Annotated in this window: 13 protein-coding genes; 1 reads left to right on the top strand and 12 read right to left on the bottom strand. The window is 53.9% G+C overall.

Annotated features, from left to right (window positions below):
• Positions 1–115 precede the first annotated feature (115 nt).
• From rpoE to BJQ97_RS16620, 8 genes are all read right to left on the bottom strand, one after another.
• Positions 116–673 (bottom strand): DNA-directed RNA polymerase subunit delta, encoded by a 558-nt coding sequence (gene rpoE / locus BJQ97_RS16580; RefSeq protein WP_160157422.1) that lies wholly within the window; start codon positions 671–673, stop codon positions 116–118.
• Positions 674–1,057: 384 nt separating this feature from the next.
• Positions 1,058–4,318, bottom strand: a complete 3,261-nt coding sequence (icmF, locus tag BJQ97_RS16585) for a fused isobutyryl-CoA mutase/GTPase IcmF (RefSeq protein ID WP_160157423.1) — start codon at positions 4,316–4,318, stop codon at positions 1,058–1,060.
• A 17-nt stretch (positions 4,319–4,335) separates the two neighbouring features.
• Positions 4,336–4,968: a TetR/AcrR family transcriptional regulator gene (locus tag BJQ97_RS16590; RefSeq protein WP_044732852.1), complete on the bottom strand. Its 633-nt coding sequence runs from the start codon at positions 4,966–4,968 to the stop codon at positions 4,336–4,338.
• Positions 4,969–5,209: 241 nt separating this feature from the next.
• Entirely contained in the window at positions 5,210–6,352 is a 1,143-nt protein-coding gene (locus BJQ97_RS16595; RefSeq protein ID WP_160157424.1) for an acyl-CoA dehydrogenase, read from the bottom strand.
• A gap of 320 nt (positions 6,353–6,672) precedes the next feature.
• The gene (locus BJQ97_RS16600; RefSeq protein ID WP_160157425.1) at positions 6,673–7,806 is read right to left on the bottom strand and encodes an acyl-CoA dehydrogenase; all 1,134 of its coding nucleotides are present in this window, start codon (positions 7,804–7,806) and stop codon (positions 6,673–6,675) included.
• A gap of 236 nt (positions 7,807–8,042) precedes the next feature.
• Entirely contained in the window at positions 8,043–8,894 is an 852-nt protein-coding gene (locus BJQ97_RS16605) for a 3-hydroxybutyryl-CoA dehydrogenase (protein ID WP_160157426.1), read from the bottom strand.
• A 321-nt stretch (positions 8,895–9,215) separates the two neighbouring features.
• On the bottom strand, positions 9,216–10,394 hold the full coding sequence (locus BJQ97_RS16615; RefSeq protein ID WP_160157427.1) for an acetyl-CoA C-acetyltransferase: 1,179 nt from the start codon (positions 10,392–10,394) through the stop codon (positions 9,216–9,218).
• Positions 10,395–10,551: 157 nt separating this feature from the next.
• Positions 10,552–12,648, bottom strand: a complete 2,097-nt coding sequence (locus BJQ97_RS16620; RefSeq protein ID WP_144329637.1) for a heterodisulfide reductase-related iron-sulfur binding cluster — start codon at positions 12,646–12,648, stop codon at positions 10,552–10,554.
• 651 nt (positions 12,649–13,299) lie between these two features.
• Between BJQ97_RS16620 and cls the strand changes: the two genes are divergently transcribed.
• Positions 13,300–14,490, top strand: a complete 1,191-nt coding sequence (gene cls / locus BJQ97_RS16625) for a cardiolipin synthase (protein ID WP_160157428.1) — start codon at positions 13,300–13,302, stop codon at positions 14,488–14,490.
• Positions 14,491–14,633: 143 nt separating this feature from the next.
• On the opposite strand, the gene BJQ97_RS16630 is transcribed toward cls, so the two are convergent.
• From BJQ97_RS16630 to speB, 4 genes are all read right to left on the bottom strand, one after another.
• Positions 14,634–14,801, bottom strand: a complete 168-nt coding sequence (locus BJQ97_RS16630) for a XapX domain-containing protein (protein ID WP_144329635.1) — start codon at positions 14,799–14,801, stop codon at positions 14,634–14,636.
• Positions 14,802–14,880: 79 nt separating this feature from the next.
• Complete coding sequence (gene argS, locus BJQ97_RS16635; RefSeq protein ID WP_160157429.1) at positions 14,881–16,554, bottom strand: arginine--tRNA ligase; 1,674 nt, start codon at positions 16,552–16,554, stop codon at positions 14,881–14,883.
• A gap of 3 nt (positions 16,555–16,557) precedes the next feature.
• Positions 16,558–16,989, bottom strand: coding sequence for a YwiB family protein (locus BJQ97_RS16640; protein WP_160157430.1), 432 nt, complete (start codon positions 16,987–16,989; stop codon positions 16,558–16,560).
• Between the two features lie 320 nt (positions 16,990–17,309).
• The gene (gene speB / locus BJQ97_RS16645; protein ID WP_160157431.1) at positions 17,310–18,185 is read right to left on the bottom strand and encodes an agmatinase; all 876 of its coding nucleotides are present in this window, start codon (positions 18,183–18,185) and stop codon (positions 17,310–17,312) included.
• Positions 18,186–18,190: the final 5 nt, after the last annotated feature.

The raw sequence follows: 18,190 nt of genomic DNA on the forward strand, positions 1-18,190 counted from the left end.
GCGAAAGGCGCAAATAAAAAACGCTCCGCTTACCGTACGTAAGGGAGCGATCAATTTGTTCGTTTTCAAGAGCCCAACACACATTGTACCGGGTTCTCCTGGCAAAGTCAAGCGGTTATTCGTCTTCCTCCGGCTCTTCGAGATCAAGCTCTTCATCAAGCGGCGCATCATCCAGCTCAAACTCTTCTTCGCCGAGAATGTCATCGTCAAACGCGACATCTTCGTCCAGATCAAATTCTTCATCTTCCAAGAGCTCGTCTTCATCCAACTCGAGCTCTTCCTCATCATATTCATCCAAATCGTCGTAATCGAGATCTTCATCTTCAAGCAACTCATCGTATTCATCGTATTCATCGTCAAGCGCTTTTTTCTTCTTCTTCGGCTTGACGATCATCACCGTTTCGTCTTCTGTCTGGTCAAACGGATACCACGCGCGCAATCCCCAGACGTTTTCCCCAACGCAAATAAACCGGCCGTCGATGTTTAAATCGGTGTAATATTGGGCCAGCCGCGCCTCCACCTCTTCTTCCGATATGCCGGCCAGCGCTGCTGCTTCACGAACGAGTTGATCAAACGGCAGCGCCTCCCGCTTGTCAAGCAAAATGAGGTTCGCCAGCTCGACGAACGACATCTCCTGCAAATCCTCCGGCGAGTATTGCTGCTGCAGGCTCAAGTTCAGCACTCCCCTTCTATATTAATGAAACAAATGAATGCAAGTGGAATACATACCATTCATTATAAACAAATTGTCGGGGTTTATGCTACCCATTTGCCGAAAAAAGCAAAGGAGGGCAGCCCTGCGGCGAGGGTGACCCTCCTCCCGATTCCGACCTATCCGTTGTCACAATCACCTTTTGTTCACACCGTTCCACTTTTCCTTACGAAGCCCATTCGTCTTCATCTTTTAGCTCAATCCGCGTTCCGTTCTCGTTTCGCCTCCGGCGGGCCAGTGCGCCAACAGCCGCTCATTCTACCAATCTGCTAAAATTCAATGGACCGTTATCCATTGTGATCGAGGCCATCCATCCAAAGCTGCGAACAACGGAACGCCCTTGAATTACATATTACGCCGGTATTGTCCGCCGACTTCGTACAAGGCGCGGGTGATTTGTCCAAGGCTGGCCGTTTTAACCGTTTCCATCAATTCTTCGAAAATGTTGCCGCCGCTTGTCGCCACTTGCTTCAACCGCTCAAGCGCCGGGCCGGCTTTGTCTTTGTTCCGCTCTTGGAATTCGCGCAAGTTGCGGATTTGCGTTTCTTTTTCCTCATACGTCGCCCGGGCGAGCTGAATGTTGTTCAGCTCCTCTTCTGACGGCGGATTCGGATTCAAGAACGTGTTGACGCCGATGATCGGCAGTTCACCGCTATGTTTCTTCGTTTCGTAGTAAAGCGATTCATCTTGAATTTTGCCTCGCTGGTATTGCATTTCCATCGCCCCAAGCACGCCGCCGCGGTCGTTCAGCCGTTCAAACTCTTGCAACACCGCTTCTTCGACCAAGTCGGTCAACTCTTCAATGATGAACGACCCTTGGAGCGGGTTTTCGTTTTTGGTCAAGCCAAACTCTTTCGTGATAATGAGTTGGATCGCCATCGCCCGACGGACCGACTCTTCGGTCGGTGTCGTGATCGCTTCATCATAGGCGTTCGTATGCAGTGAGTTGCAGTTGTCATAAATCGCCAACAGCGCCTGCAGCGTCGTGCGGATGTCGTTGAAGTCGATCTCCTGTGCGTGCAATGAACGGCCGGACGTTTGGATATGGTATTTCAGTTTCTGGCTCCGTTCGTTGGCGCCGTATTTTTCACGCATGACGATAGCCCAAATGCGGCGGGCGACGCGGCCGATGACCGAATACTCCGGATCGAGGCCATTGCTGAAGAAAAACGACAAGTTCGGCGCAAAATCGTCAATGTGCATGCCGCGGCTCAAGTAATACTCGACATACGTAAAGCCGTTCGCAAGCGTAAACGCTAGCTGCGTGATCGGGTTTGCCCCCGCCTCGGCGATATGGTAGCCGGAGATCGACACCGAATAGTAGTTGCGAACGCGGTGCTTGATGAAATACTCTTGAATGTCGCCCATCATTTTTAAGGCGAAATCGGTCGAGAAAATGCACGTGTTTTGCCCTTGGTCTTCCTTCAAAATATCGGCTTGCACCGTGCCGCGCACCGTTTGCAGCGTCCATTCTTTCACTTGTTCATATTCTTCCGGCGTGAGCGGGCGGCCAAGCTCGGCTTCCTTTTTCTCGACTTGCTGGTCGATCGCCGTATTCATAAACATCGCGAGCAAAATCGGAGCCGGGCCGTTGATCGTCATCGACACGGATGTGAGCGGGTCGCACAAATCAAACCCTTTGTACAGCTTTTTCATGTCATCCAACGTGCAGACGCTGACGCCGCTTTCCCCGATTTTGCCGAAAATATCCGGTCGGTAGTCCGGGTCTTCGCCATAGAGCGTCACGGAGTCAAACGCCGTGCTGAGCCGCTTCGCCTTGTCTTCTTTGCACAAATAATGGAAGCGGCGGTTCGTGCGCTCCGGCGTCCCTTCGCCGGCAAACTGCCGCTTCGGATCCTCCCCTTGGCGCTTGAACGGGAAGACGCCGGCCGTATACGGGAACGATCCCGGAACGTTTTCTTTATACACCCAGCGCAAAATCTCTCCGTAGTCTTTGAATTTCGGCAAAATGACTTTCGGAATGTCCAAACCGGACAACGTTTTCGTCGTCAGTTCAGTCACGATTTCTTTATCGCGCACTTTCGTGACAAATTGTTTTGCCGCATATTTCGCTTTCGTTTCTTCCCATGTTGCCAAAATGCGCTTCGATTCCGGCGTCAATTTCGCCTCATAATCCGCTTTGAGCGTCTCGAGCGCGCGGATGACGTCTTCCGCTTCGCCCCGTTCCTTCGCCGCTTCGATGGCCCCCTCGATTTGGAAGAGGCGTCGGGCCACCTCGACTTGCTGCTCGGCGCGGCGGTGGTACGAACGGACCGTTTCCGCGATTTCGCGCAAATAGTAACGGCGCTCGTTCGGAATGATGACATTATGCTTTTCGACATTGGCGACCGTTTTCAAGTTTGTTTTCCAATTCGTTCCTGCTTTTTGATTGATCGTCTCCACAAGCGCGACAAAGAGCGTATTCGTGCCTGGGTCGTTAAACTGGCTGGCGATTGTACCGTACACCGGCATTTCCGAAACATCGCGGTCAAACAGCTGATGGCTGCGCTGATATTGTTTTTGCACTTGCCGTTTTGCGTCTTCTGACCCTTTGCGCTCGAATTTATTAATGACAATCAAATCGGCATAGTCGATCATGTCGATTTTCTCAAGCTGCGTCGGCGCGCCGAACTCGCTTGTCATGACGTACATCGACACGTCGCACACTTCGGTAATGGCGGCGTCGCCTTGGCCGATCCCGCTCGTTTCAATGATGACAAGATCAAATCCGGCCGCTTTGACAACCGAAATGGCATCGCGAATCGCCGGCGACAGTTCCGTGCGGGAATGGCGCGTGGCCAAGCTTCTCATGTAAACGCGCGGCGAGTTGATCGAGTTCATCCGGATGCGGTCGCCCAACAGCGCCCCGCCCGTTTTTTGCTTCGTCGGGTCGACGGACAAGATCGCGATTTTGATATCCGGAATTTCGTTTAAAAAGCGGCGGACGAGCTCATCGGTGAGCGAGCTTTTCCCTGCCCCGCCTGTGCCGGTGATGCCAAGCACCGGGACGCGCTTCTCGAGCGCCTTCACTTGTTCGATGGCCGCTTCCGCCGCCGCGGCCGCCTCTTTGTTTTCCCCCTCGGCGCGATATTCGCACAGCGTAATGAGACGGGCGATCGCCTGCACATCACCCGACGCGAGCCGTTCGACTTCATCGGTCACCGCCGTCACGGTCGGAAAATCGCACTCCTCAAGCATGACGTTGATCATCCCTTGCAAACCGAGGCGCCGCCCGTCTTCCGGCGAGAAAATGCGGGCGATGCCGTATTCGTGCAGCTCTTTGATCTCGCGCGGGATGATGACGCCGCCCCCGCCGCCGTAAATGCGGATGTGGGATGCTCCCCGCTCTTGGAGAAGATCGTACATATATTTAAAAAATTCCATATGCCCGCCTTGATACGAGGAAACGGCAATCCCTTGCACATCTTCCTGAATGGCGGCATTTACAATCTCTTCCACAGAGCGGTTATGGCCCAAATGGATGACCTCGGCGCCGCTCGCCTGCAAAATGCGGCGCATAATGTTGATTGAGGCGTCATGACCGTCAAACAAGCTCGATGCGGTCACAAAGCGGACGTGATGCTTCGGGCGGTAAATGTGCGCCATCGTTTCTCCTCCCCCTTTTAGACTCGCTGTTTCTCCATAATCCCCTTTAATAAAAACTCAGTTTGCAGTTCGATATATTCATCGAGTGTATACATTTTTCGCAGCACCCAACGGCGGAACGCCCACATTTGCCCAAGAACGACGATGTTGTGGGCAAACAGGCGGATTTCGCTTTCAGAAAGCTGCAGCGCCCCGTTCTCAACGCATGCGCGCAAAATATGTTCGAAAATGGCCGCCATATCGAGTTCTTTATTCAACACATACGGCAGCGATTCTTTGCTTAGCGCTTTCACTTCTTGGTACATGACAAGCACTTCGTCGTCCAGTTCATCCACGACCCGGAAATAGTGGGCAATGGCGCGCCTCAGCCCTTCGATCGTGCCGTGGTGGGCCCCGATGTCTTGTTCCGTCCGCTCCCGCACTTCGTCGTAAATGCGGTCGCACACGAGATAGAGGACGTCTTCTTTCTTGCGGATGTACTCGTACAACGTGCCGATGCTGAAGCCAGACGCTTTGGCGATCTCTCTTGTCGTCGTTTGGTGGAACCCTTTTTGTTTAAACAAGGAAATCGCGCCTTTGATCATCTCATTGCGTCGTTTTTTTACGAGCTTTTCGTCTTTAACCGATGCAATCACTTCCCGTTTTTTCATATTCGTTGTCTCTCCCCCATTCCCATTTGACGGCAGGGCGGCGACCCGCCCCATGCCGATCCGTGCGCCCTTCCCCAAAGCGCCAAGCGACCGTTCAGATCGAAATGAAATGACGCACAATGTCTCAATCGCGCGCCAACACGAATGAGTTGACGCGCAATGTTTAATTGCGTGTCAACACGAATGAGTTGACGTGCAATGTTTAATTGCGTGTCAACACGAATGAGTTGACGCGCAATGTTTAATTGCGTGTCAACATGCGCGAAATGACAAGGCGCTGGATTTCTTGCGTTCCTTCGTAAATTTGCGTAATCTTCGCGTCGCGCATAAACCGCTCGACCGGGTAGTCTTTCGTGTAGCCGTTGCCGCCGAAAATTTGCACCGCCTCGACCGTCACTTTCATCGCCGTGTCGCCGGCAAACAGTTTCGCCATGGCGGATGCTTTGCCGTACGGCAAGCCATTCGACTCCAACCATGCCGCTTGATAGGTCAAGAGCCGCGCCGCTTCAATGGCCGTCGCCATGTCAGCGAGCTTGAAGGCGACCCCTTGCTGCTCGATGATCGGTTTGCCGAACTGGACGCGCTGTTTCGCATAGTCCACCGCCGCATCGAGCGCGCCCTGGGCAATGCCGACCGCTTGGGCGGCGATGCCGTTGCGACCGCCATCGAGCGTCATCATGGCGATTTTAAACCCTTCTCCTTCTTGACCGAGTAAGTTTTCTTTCGGAATGCGGCAGTCTTCAAAAATGAGCTCCGTCGTCGGCGACGAACGAATGCCGAGTTTCTTTTCTTTTTTGCCGAACGAAAAGCCCGGCGTTCCTTTTTCCACGATAAAGGCGCTGATCCCTTTATGCCGCTTTTCCGGATCGGTCACGGCAAACACGACGTAAATTTCCGCTTCGCCGCCGTTGGTGATCCATACTTTTGAACCTTTTAAAATGTAATGATCCCCGTCTTTTACCGCACGCGTTCTCATCGAGGCGACATCCGACCCCGCCCCCGGCTCGGACAGAGCATATGCCCCAAGTTTTTCCCCAGTCGCTAAGGCGCGCAAATACTTCCGCTTTTGTTCTTCGTTGCCGAACTTGTAAATCGGCCAGCTGGCGAGCGATATATGCGCGGAGAGCGTCACCCCGGTCGAGGCACAGACGCGCGACAGCTCCTCAACCGCGATGACATAAGCTAAATAATCGCCGCCAATGCCGCCGTATTCTTCCGGCCACGGAATGCCTGTCAAGCCAAGTTCGGCCATTTTATTGAAAATGCCGCGGTCAAACCGCTCTTCTTCGTCGCGTTCAGCGGCAGTCGGCGCTACTTCGTTTTCGGCAAATTCGCGCACCATTTTTCGCAGCATTTCATGTTCTTCGCTCAATCGAAAGTTCATCTCGTCATTCCCCCGTTTTCCTATATATCCGAAATCCTCGTCCCCCGTGCTAGCGTGATCACCGTTTTCCAAAGACAGACAACGAATCGTTGTTTGGAAAAGAGAATAGGATCGCTCCGGCTGCACAACAAAACGCAGCAAAAGACAGAGCTCCATGTTTATGCCTCGATCCCTGAAGGCGGTATTGTTCAGCCTTCCAACAGAACAACCGTCGGCTTGCCTTCGACAGTCGAAAATGGACAAACCACTTTTCCATCAAGGATATGTTAAACTTCTTTGTTGCATCTATATGGTTCGGATTGGTTCATCAACATGCCTGGCTACAAATGTTTGCTGATCACGATGCGCTGAATTTCGCTCGTTCCTTCGTAAATTTGCGTAATTTTCGCGTCACGGAACAATCGTTCGACCGGGTAGTCTTTCGTGTAGCCGTTGCCGCCGAAAATTTGCACCGCCTCGATGGCATTGTCCATCGCAGTTTGTGAAGCGAAGAGCTTCGCCATCGACGCCTCTTTTCCGCACGGCAGCCCTTGCGCGCGCAGCCAAGCGGCGCGATAGACGAGCCATTTCGCCGCTTCCGCCGCCGTTGCCATATCGGCAAGCTTGAAAGCGACGCCTTGCTGCTCGATGATCGGTTTGCCAAACTGCACCCGCTCTTTCGCGTAGGCGACTGCATGTTCGACTGCCGCCTCGGCGATGCCGAGCGCTTGGGCAGCAATGCCGATCCGACCGACGTCAAGGTTGGCCATTGCGATTTTAAATCCTTCTCCTTCTTCACCGAGCAAGTTTTCCGCCGGCACTTCAGCATCTTCAAACGTAATGGTCACCGTTCGCGACCCATGCAGCCCCATCTTCTTCTCATCTTTGCCGATCGACATCCCTGGCGTCCCTTTTTCCACAATAAACGCGGAAATGCCGCGGCTTCCGGCTTCTTCCGAATTCGTGCGGGCGAAGACGATGTACGTATCCGCCTCTCCGCCGTTGGTGATGAAAATTTTCGATCCGTTCAAGATATAGCGATCGCCGCGGCGCACCGCTTTTGTCTTCAAGCTTTTTGCGTCCGAGCCGGCGCTCGGTTCAGTAAGGCAAAACGCCCCCAAGTACTCACCTCGGGCGAGCTTTGTCACGTATTTTTGTTTCTGCTCTTCGGTGCCGAAATACAAGATCGGGTTCGTGCCGACCGACGTATGCACTGATAAGATGACACCGACGGTCGGGCTCACTTTCGAAATTTCATGAATGGCGATGATGTACGAAACAAAGTCCATACCCGCGCCGCCGTATTGTTCGGGCACGGTGATGCCCATGAGACCGAGTTCCGCCATTTTCGCTAAAATCGGGCGCGGAAACTCTCCTTGTTCCATACGCTCGACAAATGGGGCAATCTCTGCCGCGGCGAACTCGCGCACCATTTGCCGCATCATTTCCTGCTCTTCGGTGAAGCGAAATTCCATGAAATGGCCTCCTTCCGATGTCGCTGACACAATGGTGTTTTCAGGCGCTTCTCCGCTCCATGGGGCAGCCAGCAGGCAGCTGAACGATTCTATAGATTTGCCTTAATTATAGGCCGCAAAACAGCGTTCCCGCATGCACCCAACGTGCGGCGTTACGGTCGGCAGACAGCATAGCGGGCGCCGCCCCCGCACATTGCAGCACGCTTCGGCATTGTCCTGGAGCGACGCCAAGCGGTTTATTCATACGTGTAAAATCCGCGGCCCGTCTTGCGGCCGAGCCAGCCGGCTTTCACATATTTGCGCAAGAGCGGGCATGGGCGGTATTTGTCATCCCCGAACCCCTCATGAAGCGTTTCCATAATGTATAAGCACGTATCGAGCCCGATAAAATCAGCGAGCGTCAACGGACCCATCGGATGGTTCATGCCGAGCTTCATCACTTCATCGATGGCTTCTTTGGTCGCCACCCCTTCGTACAAGGCATAAATCGCTTCGTTGATCATCGGCATGAGGACGCGGTTCGAAATAAAGCCCGGAAAGTCGTTCACTTCGACCGGCACTTTGCCGAGCTTGCGGGCCACGGCTTCGATCGTTTCATACACGTCATCAGCCGTCGCCAAACCGCGGATAATTTCGACGAGCTTCATCACCGGCACCGGGTTCATAAAGTGCATGCCGATCACTTTCTCTGGCCGTTTCGTTGCAGCGGCAATTTCCGTAATCGGCAGCGACGACGTGTTCGACGCTAAAATCGCCTCCGGGCGGGCGAGCGCATCGAGCTCGGCGAACAGCTTTGTTTTCACGTCCATGTTTTCGATGACCGCTTCAATGACAAGATCCGCTTCAGCGGCGGCATGCAAGTCGGTCGAGCGGGCAAGCCGCTCGAGCGCGGCGTCTTTGTCCGCCGCTGTCATTTTTCCTTTTTCCACTTGGCGGGCGAGCCCTTTTTCGATGTTGGCTATTCCTTTGTCCAACTGCGCCTCGCTAATGTCGTACAAAAACACTTGATAGCCGGCGACGGCGCACACTTGAGCGATTCCGGACCCCATCTGTCCGGCGCCGACGACCATGATTGTTTTCACATCCATCTTCTGTTCCCCCTATCGTCCGCTTTGCGTTTCTTGTCCCGCGCTCAAACTCATATGCCTCAGCCGCCAACAACCAACGGCAACCGGTCTTTGCATCGTCATCACAACAACCCTTTGGTGTCAACCGTTGATAGGGCGGCTGTTGCGGCAATGAACAACGTGCCGCGCGCTGCGACAGAGACAGCAGCGGTATGCCGCACCATGACGCGATGCCTCATGACGCAACGCTTGAGGCAGACAGACGTGGACACGCCGCGTCCTATGCCTTGGCGCAACGCGGGAAGGCGGGGGCAGAATGCCGCATGCCCGCCGCCCCGCTCGTTATACCTCGACCAAGATGGCATCGCCTTGGCCGCCGCCGCTGCAGATGGCAGCGATGCCGAGGCCGCCGCCGCGGCGTTTCAGCTCATAAATGAGCGTGAGAATGATGCGCGCCCCGCTCGCGCCGATCGGATGGCCGAGGGCGACGGCGCCGCCGTTGACGTTTACTTTTTCTGGGTCAAGCCCAGCGATTTGAATGGCCGCCAATGCGACAGCGGCAAACGCTTCGTTCACTTCAAACAAGGCAATGTCGTGGACCGTATTTCCTGCTTTGCGGAGCAGCTCATTGATGACAAGTCCCGGCGTTTTCGGGAAGTCTTTCGCCTCGACGGCGATGGCGGTGTGGGCGACGACCGTCGCAAGCGGCTTGAGCCCCTCTTTGGCGGCGCGCTCCTCGCTCATCAAAACAAGCGCGGCGGCGCCGTCGTTGACGCCCGGGGCGTTGCCGGCGGTGATTGTCCCTTCCGGGTCAAACACCGGCGGCAGTTTCGCCAATGCTTCAAGCGACGTGTCTTTGCGCGGCGCCTCGTCGCGTTCGACGACAAGCGGCTCCCCTTTGCGCTGCGGAATCGTCACCGGAACGATCTCTTCCGCGAGCCGGCCGGCTTCGATGGCGGCAATGGCGCGCATATGGCTGCGGTACGCCCACTCATCCTGCGCCTCGCGTGTAATGCCAAGTTCACGCGCTGTATTCCCGCCATAAACGCCCATATGAACACCCGTAAAGCTGCAAGTGAGGCCGTCATACACCATTAAATCTTTCACCGTGCTGTCGCCCATTCGCAGCCCCCATCGGGCCTTCGGCAACACGTACGGAGCGTTGCTCATCGACTCCATGCCGCCCGCGACGACGACATCGGCTTCGCCTAAACGGATGAGCTGATCCGCGAGCGTCACGGCGCGCATGCCCGATGCGCATACTTTATTGACCGTCTCGGTGCGAACATGCCAAGGAATGCCGGCATGGCGCATCGCCTGCCGTGACGGGAGCTGCCCTTGCCCCCCTTGCAGAACCGTGCCTAAAATGACATGATCGACTTGTTCTGCGCTCACGTCCGCGCGGGCAAGCGCTTCTTTCACGGCAATGCCGCCGAGTTCTGATGCTGACAACGCTTGCAAAGAACCGCCCAATTTTCCGAACGGGGTGCGCGCCCCACTGACAATCACCGTTTTGCCCATCTTCCTCTCCCCTTCTCGTTGAATAAGAAAGCGATTACAAAACGCAGACTGAACGCTCGCTCGATAGCGGTGCGAAAGAGAAGGTGTACAACGGTACACCCTCTCCTCTGCTCTTATTCACTATTTTAAAAAATAAAAATTGTCTGCGCAACTATTTTTACGATGCGGCTTCCTCTTTTTCTTCCCCGAACACCGATTTCGCCAACAGTTCGGCGACATCGTACGTAGAGACGCGGTCTTCCACTTCCTTGGCTTTCGTTCCATCGGTCAACATGGTCAAGCAGTACGGACAGCCGGAGCTGATGACCGTCGGGTTGACGGCGAGCGCTTGCTCCGTACGGGCGACGTTGATCCGGTTGCCGGTCGTCTCCTCCATCCACATGAGGCCGCCGCCGGCGCCGCAGCACATGCCGCGTTCGCGGTTGCGCTCCATTTCGACCAGCTCGACGCCCGGGATGGCGCGCAAAATTTTCCTTGGGGCGTCATAGACGTCATTGTAGCGTCCTAAGTAGCACGAGTCATGGAACGTAATGCGTTCATTCACCGGATGTTTCGGCACGAGCCGCCCTTCTTCGATGAGCTTGGCGAGCAGCTCGGTATGATGATACACTTCCGCTTCGAACCCAAAATCCGGGTATTCGTTTTTGAACGTGTTGTAGGCGTGCGGGTCGATCGTCACGATTTTCTTGACGCCCGCTTTTTCAAACTCAGCGATGTTGTTCGTCGCCAACTCTTGGAATAAAAATTCATTCCCTAACCGGCGCGGCGTATCGCCCGAGTTTTTCTCCTTGTTGCCTAAAATCGCAAACTTGACGCCCGCTTCGTTCAGCAGTTTGGCAAAAGCGAGGGCGATTTTTTGGCTCCGGCTGTCATACGACCCCATCGAGCCGACCCAGAACAAGTACTCGATCTCTTCGCCCGCTTTCGCCGCTTCTTTGACGGTCGGCACATGCACATCATCGCGCAGCTCGCGCCAGTTTTCCCGTTCTTTTCGGTTCAAGCCCCACGGATTGCCTTGGCGCTCGATGTTCGTCATCGCCCGCTGCGCATCCGGATTCATTCTCCCTTCCGTCAAGACAAGGTAGCGGCGCAAATCGATGATCTTATCAACGTGCTCATTCATGACCGGACATTGATCCTCACAGTTGCGGCACGTCGTACAGGCCCAAATCTCTTCTTCGGTGATGACATCGCCGATGAGGCTCGGCATTTCGATCGCCGCCGCCTGCTCCGACGCCGCGGCGAACGCGAGCTGATTGCCCCTTGTGTTTTTGAAAGCGAACGCTGGCACCCATGGCGCGCGGGACGTGACCACCGCCCCTTTTTCCGTCAAATGGTCGCGCAGTTTTAAAATCAAGTCCATCGGAGACAACATTTTCCCTGTCCCGGTCGCCGGACACATGCTTGTGCAACGGCCGCACTCGACACAGGCGTACAAGTCGATCAGCTGCTTTTGCGTAAAATCTTCAATTTTGCCGACGCCAAACGACTCTTGCCCCTCGTCTTCAAAGTTGATCGGCGCAAGCTTCGGCCGCGTCAATCGGCTGAAAAAGACGTTGATCGGCGCAGCGATCAAATGGGCGTGCTTTGATTGCGGCACGTACACGAGGAACGTGAGCAAAATCAACAGATGCACCCACCAGGCGATAAAGAAGAGCACCGCCGCTCCGGTTTCGCCGACCCATGAAAACATGGCAGCGATGAGCGAGGCGACCGGCTCGCTCCATCCCGCTTCTTCGCCGTGCCAAATGATGCTCATCCCGTTGCCGAACAACACCGACAGCATGAGCCCGGCGATAAAGATGAGGACAAGCCCGGCTTTGAAGTCGCGCTTTAAACGGACGAGCTTTTCAATATAACGGCGGTAAAAGGCGGCGAGCACCGCGATCAAAATAAGCAAGGTGACGATTTCTTGGAAAAACGTAAATCCCGCATACAGCGGCCCAAGCGGCAAATGCGCCCCCGGCGCAAGCCCTTTGATGATGAAATCAATCGCGCCAAATTGGACAAGAATAAAGCCATAGAAAAAGACGACGTGGATCAGTCCGCTTTTTTTGTCCTTGAGCAGTTTTTTCTGGCCGAACACGTTGACCCAGATGTTTCGCAGCCGTTCTTTTACTTTGTGGTCAAACTCGACTTTTTTGCCGAGTTTGATGTACATCGCCCGCGTTTTGACGACATACGCAAACAAGTAGATTGCGTAAGCGGTTACAAGCAAAAACGCGAGCCAGTTCACCACCAACAAGGCATTCATCTTCTCTCTCCTTCCCCCCGCTTTTCGAGCGAATGTGTTGCCATAACAAAAGAAATTTTCAGAATTCGCTTTATGTCTATTGTACAAATGAATGAGCATTCAGTCAATAGCCTTTTTTCACCCAAGCCGCGAAAACTTCTCCTTTGCAACAGAGCAATCGCCGGGGAATCATTGATTTGTTCCGCCCTCTATAGACTTCCATGACGAAAAATATTCGGTTCATCACCACAACGTGCACTGGACAAATGGGACGTTTCCTTGAGCCACTATGCATCCAAAATATCGATTTACTAATTTCTTCCTTACAGGCGTAAGAAAGGTGTGTTCTGAAACAGTCAAGTACAACTTTGGGTGAAGAGCGGATCTTCACCACAAAGTGTACTTGACAAAGAAAGACGATCATGAGAAAGAAAACCAAAACAGCTTTTTTCCTTTTTATACCACACCTCTCTTTGAGCAACATTGCCATGATGTTTATCTTTAAAAGTCAAGCATATCTTTTGGTGATGAACATTAGGAGACAAAAAATTCATCAATATGGGAATTTTATTCATTTGGAGTTCGGGTACGTTCACGATAGAGGCAATTTGAAACGTTTTGCGCGTTCTCGGGCACATTAATAAATACCGAATCAACATAGGAGGAGATGGGATGGTCGTCATTTCCGTCATTTCCATCGTATTGCTGCTCGTTTATCTTGATGACAAGCTTGGACAGTTCATCTTCCGCAATGGGCGCAAAAAAGTCGTCTACCCGGAGCGGAGAAGCGATATTTCCCTCTATATCAATGGCAGGCATTTATTTTCTGATTACTTCGCTGAACTAGGCCGCGCCCGCGATCATATTCACGTCTTGTTTTACATTATAAAAAATGACGAAACGAGCGCGCCATTTTTCCAAATTTTGAAGGAAAAAGCAGCTGCCGGCGTGAAAGTGCGAGTGTTGACCGATTGGGTCGGCAGCTTTGGACTGCCGAAAGCGCTCATCCATTCGCTCAAGGAAAGCGGGGTGGAGTTCGCCTATGCCCGAAAGCCGCGCTTTCCGTTTTTCATTTACCGCCTCAACCGCCGCAACCATCGAAAAATTACGGTCATCGACGGGCGGGTCGGCTACATCGGCGGCTTTAACATCGGCCGCGAATACAACGGAAAAGACGCCAACTTCGGCGAATGGCGCGATTACCACTTAAAAGTGAACGGCGAAGGGGTTCACGACTTGCAAGAACAGTTTTTGCACGATTGGGAAGAAGCAACGGGCCGGATGGTGTCTGACAAACATCGCTACTTCCCGCCGCTTCCGGCTGGCGCCATTCGCCATCAGCTCGTCGCCACCAACGGCGCTGCCCTTGAAGAACAGTTTATCGAGATCATCCGCCAGGCGAAAAAAGAAATTATGATCGGCAGCCCATACTTCATTCCAAGCCAGCCGCTGTTTCACGAGCTGATGGAAGCGCTTCGGCGCGGAGTGCGTGTGACCGTCCTTGTGCCGCTGAAGGCGGACCATTTATTTGTCAAAGAGGCTGCCTATCCGTACTTTTATCGACTCTTGAAAGCCGGCGCGCGCATTTACCGCTTTTACCAAGGATTTTACCATGCAAAAACACTCGTCATCGATGAGGAGTGGTGTGACGTCGGCACAGCGAATTTCGATCGGCGCAGCTTGTTTTTGAACGGCGAAATCAACTGCTATGTATTTGACCGCGCGTTTACCTGCCTCGTCAAACGGGCGATCGAGCGCGATTTACTGCGCGCCGAGCCGCTGACGGTCGACTTTTGGCACAAACGCTCGCTTCTTGACCGCGGCAAACAGTCGATTTCCCAGCTTATCTCTGCCTGGCTTTGACCGGTTTTACGGGGCATTTCCGAAAAAAAACGGGTCAACCAAAAAAACCCGGCGGGCGCTGCTGGCCGCCTGATGCCGCCAAAACTGCGCCGGCCGGGATTCTGCTCCCTGTTTCTCGATGGTCTTAGTCATGAAGCGTTCGCTTATTTCCAAAACGCCGTGAACCAGTGAAACAACCGCATGCCGAGATACACCCCGACGATGCCGGCGATGCCGGCCAACGCCGGGGGAGCGGGAATCGGCAGACGGAACAGCGTGAACAAAAAACCTACGATCATGCCTGTCAGAAGCGACAGCACGATTTCCTTCATGAGATTCGTCCTCCACTCTCGTTTTTCTTTAGAATGCCCAAAAAAGAGGGGGCGCTCTCTTTGATGCCCCCTCGTTCGTTTACATTTGTTCCGGCGCTGAAACGCCAATAAGCGCTAACGCATTTTGCAGCGTAATTTGCACCGCCTTGACAAGCGCGAGGCGGGCTTTTGTTTTTTCGATGTTGTCCAGATCAAGAACTTTTTCCGCGTTATAAAAGCTATGGAGAGCGGAAGCCAAATCGAATGCATAGGCGGTGACGCGATGCGGCATCCGCTTGAGCGCCGCCTCGGCGACGACATCAGGGAAATCGCCGAGCACTTTGAGCAGCTCGATTTCCTTTTCCGTTTCCACAAGATGGCCAAGCGCCAAGTCGCCGTCATAGGAAATGTGTTGTTCCTCCGCTTGGCGAAGAATGCTCGAAACGCGGGCGTGCGCGTATTGGACGTAGTAAACCGGGTTTTCATTCGACTGCGACATGGCCAAGTCCATGTCAAAATCTAAATGCGTATCGCCCGAGCGCATCGCAAAGAAATAGCGAACGGCGTCGACGCCGACTTCTTCCATGAGCTCGCGCATCGTCACCGCCTTGCCGGTGCGCTTGCTCATTTTGACGCGCTCACCGTTTTGGTATAGGTTCACCATTTGAATGATTTCCACTTCAAGCGCCTCCGGATCGTAGCCGAGCGCCGCGATCGCCGCCTTCATGCGCGGAATGTAGCCGTGGTGGTCCGCTCCCCAAATGTTGATGAGCTTTTTGAACCCGCGCCGCAGCTTGTCTTGATGGTAGGCGATGTCCGGAAGCAAGTACGTATATGTGCCGTCCTGCTTAATTAAGACGCGATCTTTATCGTCCCCAAACGCCGTCGAACGGAACCAAGTCGCCCCGTCCTGCTCGTAAATGTAGCCGCGCTCGCGCAAAGTGGAAAGCGCTTCGTCGATTTTTCCGCTTTCATACAACGATGTTTCCGAATACCAGACGTCAAACGGCACACGGAAGTCGGCCAAGTCTTTCTTGATTTTCTCAAGCTCATAGCGAAGGCCGTACTCGCGGAAAAAGGCAAGCCGCTCGTCTTCCTCCATTTCGACAAATCGATCGCCGTACTCTTCGGCAAGCTTTTTGCCGATTTCGACGATATCGTCACCGTAATAGCCGTCCTCCGGCAGCGGCATATCAACACCGAGCGCCTGAAAATAACGGGCTTCGACCGATTTCGCTAAATTGTAAATTTGCTTGCCGGCATCATTAATGTAATATTCGCGCGTGACGTCAAACCCGGCTTTCGCCAAAATGTTGCAAAGCGAATCGCCGACCGCGGCGCCGCGGGCATGGCCTAAATGCAGGTCTCCGGTTGGATTGGCCGAGACGAACTCGACTTGCACTTTTTCCCCGTTGCCGACGTTCGATTCGCCATACGCTTGTCCCGCCTGCAAAATCGCGGGCACGACCGCCGTCAAATAGCGGTTGTCCATGTAAAAGTTGATAAACCCTGGCCCGGCGATCTCAATGCGGGCAACCGACATGCGTTCGCTGTCAAGCTGCCCGACGATGGCTTCGGCGATCGCCCGCGGCGGTTTTTTCGCGATGCGGGCGAGCTGCATGGCGATGTTCGTCGAGTAGTCGCCATGCGCTTTGTCGCGTGGCACCTCAAGCAACACTTCCGGCAGTTCGTCGGCTGAAGCCAGTCCTGCTCTTACCGCCGCCTGGCGGATTTCTTCTTTCATCTTTTCTTTGATTTGTCCGACAATGTTCACCGCTTATACCCCCTTAAATGTCAACGTCAACGTATGGCGTCCGCTTCGCTCATCGCCTAGCGTCAGTTCATAAGAAAGAAAGAGCCGCCCCTTTTTCCGCTGTTCATCATAGTGAAACTCTATGGCGCTCGTTTTGGCCGCCAGCGCCCATCGCCCAAACGCTGTCCTATAATGGCCCGGCGTTTCCTGGCGACGGCGGAACGTTTGTCTCATCTCGACCGCCCCGGAGCGAATGACAGCGACTTCCTCAGGCGCGATTTTCACCGTCGTTTTCACCCGTCCGAGTTCGTTTTCTTCTTCAAATTGCAAATAACCTGCTTTTCCTTTTATGTAGTACATGCCGTCCGCTTCGAGCACGACCGTCTCTTGACGCGCACCGTCACGTATGACGGTCACTTGGCGGAGGCTCACCGGGATGCCATTTGTCTCTTTCATCTTGATCAGCACACCTTTGCGAGCAAAACAGTCATAATTTATAGTATAAAGAACTGTTCCGCCCCATTCAAGGGGGGACAAAACAGATGGCCGATTCTGCCCCGGTTGGCATGCAAAAGGTTCCAAAGCCGAAAAGGCTGGTGATTTAATCAGGAAATGTGGCTTAACAACGGTGTTTCTCAAATTGAGAAACACCATAAATAGTGCTCTTCTTTTCACTCGAGAACCATAGATTTAGGAAAATGGTTTTTTTACCACCCCTCGAAACCAAAGAAAAAAGCGCCCTCGCGAAACCGCGATTTAGGCGCTTTTCCCTATTTTCATTTGGCCACCCAGCCGAGCAGCATTTCTCTCACAAGCTTGCTCGCCGTATTGGCTGTCTGTTCGGAATGGTCGTAAATCGGCGCGACTTCCACCAAATCGGCACCAACGACTCGCACATCGGAGCGGGCGATCTCATGAATGGCCGAAAGCAACTCTTTTGACGTAATGCCGCCGGCGTCCACCGTCCCGGTGCCTGGGGCATGGGCAGGGTCGAGCACATCGATGTCGATCGTCACATACACCGCACGGCCGGCCAGCTTCGGCAGCACCGAGCGAAGCGGTTCAAGCACCTCAAACTTGGCGATGTACATGCCGTTTTCTTTTGCCCATTCAAACTCTTCCTTCATGCCGGAGCGGATGCCGAACGAAAAGACATTTGTCGGACCGATCAGGTCAGCGACTTTGCGGATCGGCGTCGCGTGCGACAGCGGCTCGCCTTCGTAATGTTCGCGCAAGTCCGTATGAGCGTCCATATGAATGACCGCCAAATCCGGATATTTCCCATACACCGCTTTAATGACCGGCCAGGAAACGAGATGCTCCCCACCGAGGCCGAGCGGGAACTTGCCGGCGTCAAGCACCTTTTTCACGAACTGTTCAATCAGCTCCAAACTGCGGGCCGCATTGCCAAATGGAAGCGGAATGTCGCCGGCGTCAAAGTAGCGGATGTCTTTGAGTTCGCGGTCCAAATATGGGCTGTACTCCTCAAGACCGATCGACACTTCGCGGATGCGGGCCGGGCCGAACCGCGAGCCAGGCCGGTAGCTGACCGTCCAGTCCATCGGCATCCCGTAAATGACGGCTTCGCTTTCTTCAAAATTCGGATGGCTGCCAATAAACACGTTGCCCGAATAGGCTTCATCAAATCGCATCGCCT

Source organism: Geobacillus sp. TFV-3, from assembly GCF_009901865.1.
GTDB lineage: Bacteria > Bacillota > Bacilli > Bacillales > Anoxybacillaceae > Geobacillus > Geobacillus thermoleovorans_A.